The sequence below is a fragment of the Ilumatobacter sp. genome (assembly GCF_049588435.1).
Taxonomy (GTDB): Bacteria; Actinomycetota; Acidimicrobiia; order Acidimicrobiales; family Ilumatobacteraceae; genus Ilumatobacter_A.
In genome coordinates, this window is sequence record NZ_JBAVYV010000554.1 from 1 (window position 1) to 2,880 (window position 2,880).

A 2,880-nucleotide genomic window follows, 5' to 3' on the forward strand; every position below is an offset into this window, starting at 1 on the left:
GAGTACGACTCCACCGACCCAGACCGCCATCGCGAGGGCGTGGAGGATGCCCATCACGACACCGAGTGCGACCCAGTCGCCGGACGTGCGGGTGATGCCCAGCATCGCCACGCACAGACCGGGAATGCCGAGAGCCGCCAACTGCGTCGTCGGGTCGATGACCCGCTCGGGGCGGAACGCGGGCCACGCGGCGGCCGCGAGCAGGATCACTCGGAGCAGCACGGCGCGGCCGGGCCAACCGGCGTCGAGCAGGTCGATCCAGGTGCCGGGACTGAACGGACCGCCACCACCGTCGGGCGTGACCGCCGCAGCTCCGAGACCGGTGAAGATGACGGTGGTGACCATCGCCACGACCCACACGACACGGAGGAACCGGATCGTGACGAGGTATTCGACGCCTTCGGGCCAGGCGGCGGTGATCAGCACCAGCGAGCCGAACAGCACGGCGATTCCGAGCGTCGACGCAAACTGGAAGAGCCAGATGGCGGCATCGCCCTCGGACGCGACGGAGAAGTCGATGACGACGGGGTCGTCCGACGGCTCCTCGGCCGGCTCGGCCTCGGGGTCGGTGGTCGTCGTCGCGGGAGAGGTCGTGGCGGTCGGATCGGTCGATTCGGCGGCGATCTCGACGTTGCCTTCGGGATCGGCATTCTCGACGACGAACGTGATCACGCCGCGCCCGTTCGGTTCGCCGTCGGTGTTGCTGACGGCCCAGCGTGCGGTGCAGGTGCCGGCAGGGAGCGCCTCGGTGATCTCGACCTCGAGCGTGTTGCCGTCGACCACGTCGGGCGCCGGCAGGGTGACCGGTTCGGCCTCGCAGTCGAGCGCGATCGTGTTCGTCTCGCCGAGGTCCTCGGTGAAGCCGATCACGATCGAGTCGGGCGCCGCGTCGAGGACGGCACCGGTCGATGGCGACGAGTTCGCCACCGTGTTCTCGGCGTGCGCTGTGCCCACCGACAATCCGAGGACGGCGGTCAACGTGGCGAACACGGCGACGAGCAGATGACGCACACTGCGCCGTTCGCTCTGGTCGATCCGGCCGCGTCGGTGACGCCGTTGCCACGGAGATGACAGAAGTGTGATCACGATGCGCCGAGGTTAGTGCTCACGCTGGGGTTGTACGTGCGATCGGGGGACGTCACGACAGGTCCCGGGCCAGGCATCCGGTCAGTTCCATCTCGTCGGCGAGGTCATTTCGACCGAGCGTGAGTTCGGTGATCTCCGTCGTGACGGCCGCGAGCGCTTCGTCGTCGGGTTGTTCCCCGGCGAGTACTTCGCCGAGCGCCAGCCACTCCGCAGCCTGGTTCTCGGTGTTCTCGATGAGCGACGCGTGGTCGGTGCGACGCGACTCACCGACGCGGATCTCATCGAATGCCGTCGCCTCGGCGCTCAGCGCCCGCGACACCTCGTTCGCCCAGTCGGCGCGACTGATCTCGTCCGGCGGGGTCGGGAGTTGGGCGAGGCGCTCGGTCGTCGCGGTGCAGATCTCGCTCATCGTTTCGGCGTACAGCGCGCCGCTCAACTCGGGTCCGTCAGCGGCGCCGTCACCGCTGCCGCTGCTCGACGAGCATCCGGTGCTCCCGAGGACGAGCGCGACGATGATGAGCGCCGCCATGACGAGAATCAACCTGCGCCGGGTGTCGTGTGACATCGCCACGCTGCGAATCTAGGCCGCGGTCGCCCGAGTTGGCGTGCAGGCCCGCCGGGGCCGACGGGTCCGGTCGGTAGTGTGGCCGACGATGGCAACCCAGTCGCTGTATCGCCGGTATCGCCCGCGCCGCTTCTCCGAACTCAAGGGCCAGGACCACATCGTGCGCGCTCTGCGGACCTCGGTGGCCGAGGGTCGCGAGGGCCAGGCGTACCTGTTCTCGGGCCCGCGCGGAACCGGCAAGACCACGACGGCGCGGATCATGGCGAAGGTCCTCAACTGTGCGAATCCGCAGGACGGTGAGCCCTGCTGCGAGTGTGCGTCGTGTCTGTCGGTCGAACAGGGCACGAGCTACGACGTGCACGAACTCGACGCAGCGAGCAACAACGGCGTCGAAGCGATGCGCGACCTGATCGACAAGGCATCGCTCGGCACGCCGGGGCGGCACAAGGTGTACATCCTCGACGAGGTGCACATGCTGTCGAAGGGTGCCGAGGCGGCGCTGCTCAAGACGCTGGAGGAACCCCCACCGCACGTCGTGTTCGTGTTGGCGACGACGGACCCCCAAAAGATGTCCGACACGATCCGCAGCCGGACCCAGCACCTGCAGTTCCATCTCCTGGGTGCCGACACGTTGCAGGAACACGTGCGCTGGGTGGCCGACGACGCCGGTCTGACGGTCAGCGACGAGGCGATCGAGCAGGTGATCGCCCAGGGTGCGGGTTCGCCACGCGACACGCTGTCGGCGCTCGAGTTGGCCGCGAACTCGGGTGGAACGGCCGAGGAGGTGATCGCCCTCGACGAGTTCGTCGAGGCGATGATCGCTCACGACCCGGGACGAGGACTGAAGATGGTCGCGCACGCGGTCAGCCGGGGCCGCGATCCGCGCACGATCACCGAGGAACTGATCGGCTATCTCCGCAACGGGTTCCTGGCGCTGATGGCACCCGAATTGGTGCAACTGCCGTCGCAGCGACTCGACGCGCTGACCGACGTCGCGCAACGAGCCGGCGCCGGCCAACTCGTGCAGGGGATCGAACATCTCGGCGAAGCGTTGACCGAGATGCGCAACGCGCCGGACCCCCGGGTGCTGCTCGACGTCGCGACGGTCCGCCTGTGCTCCGAGGACGTCGGCGACGATGTCGGAGCGCTCGCCGCCCGGGTGCATCGTCTGGAACGCAAGGTCGCCGACGGGGTTCCCGCTGCGACCGGTGCGGCCCCTGCTGCCACCC

At 68.6% G+C, this 2,880-nt stretch carries 3 protein-coding genes; 1 reads left to right on the plus strand and 2 read right to left on the minus strand.

The annotated features are described in order from the left end of the window. Both WBV89_RS20780 and WBV89_RS20785 read right to left on the minus strand, forming a co-directional pair. Nucleotides 1–1,086, minus strand: a 1,086-nt coding sequence (locus WBV89_RS20780; RefSeq protein ID WP_423983238.1) for a copper resistance protein CopC, incomplete at its 3' end; no start/stop codon positions are given. Nucleotides 1,087–1,138: 52 nt separating this feature from the next. Next, the gene (locus WBV89_RS20785) at nt 1,139–1,657 is read right to left on the minus strand and encodes a hypothetical protein (protein WP_423983239.1); all 519 of its coding nucleotides are present in this window, start codon (nt 1,655–1,657) and stop codon (nt 1,139–1,141) included. An 82-nt stretch (nt 1,658–1,739) separates the two neighbouring features. Between WBV89_RS20785 and dnaX the strand changes: the two genes are divergently transcribed. Continuing rightward, nucleotides 1,740–2,880: DNA polymerase III subunit gamma/tau (gene dnaX / locus WBV89_RS20790; protein WP_423983240.1), on the plus strand; the 1,141-nt coding region annotated here is incomplete at its 3' end.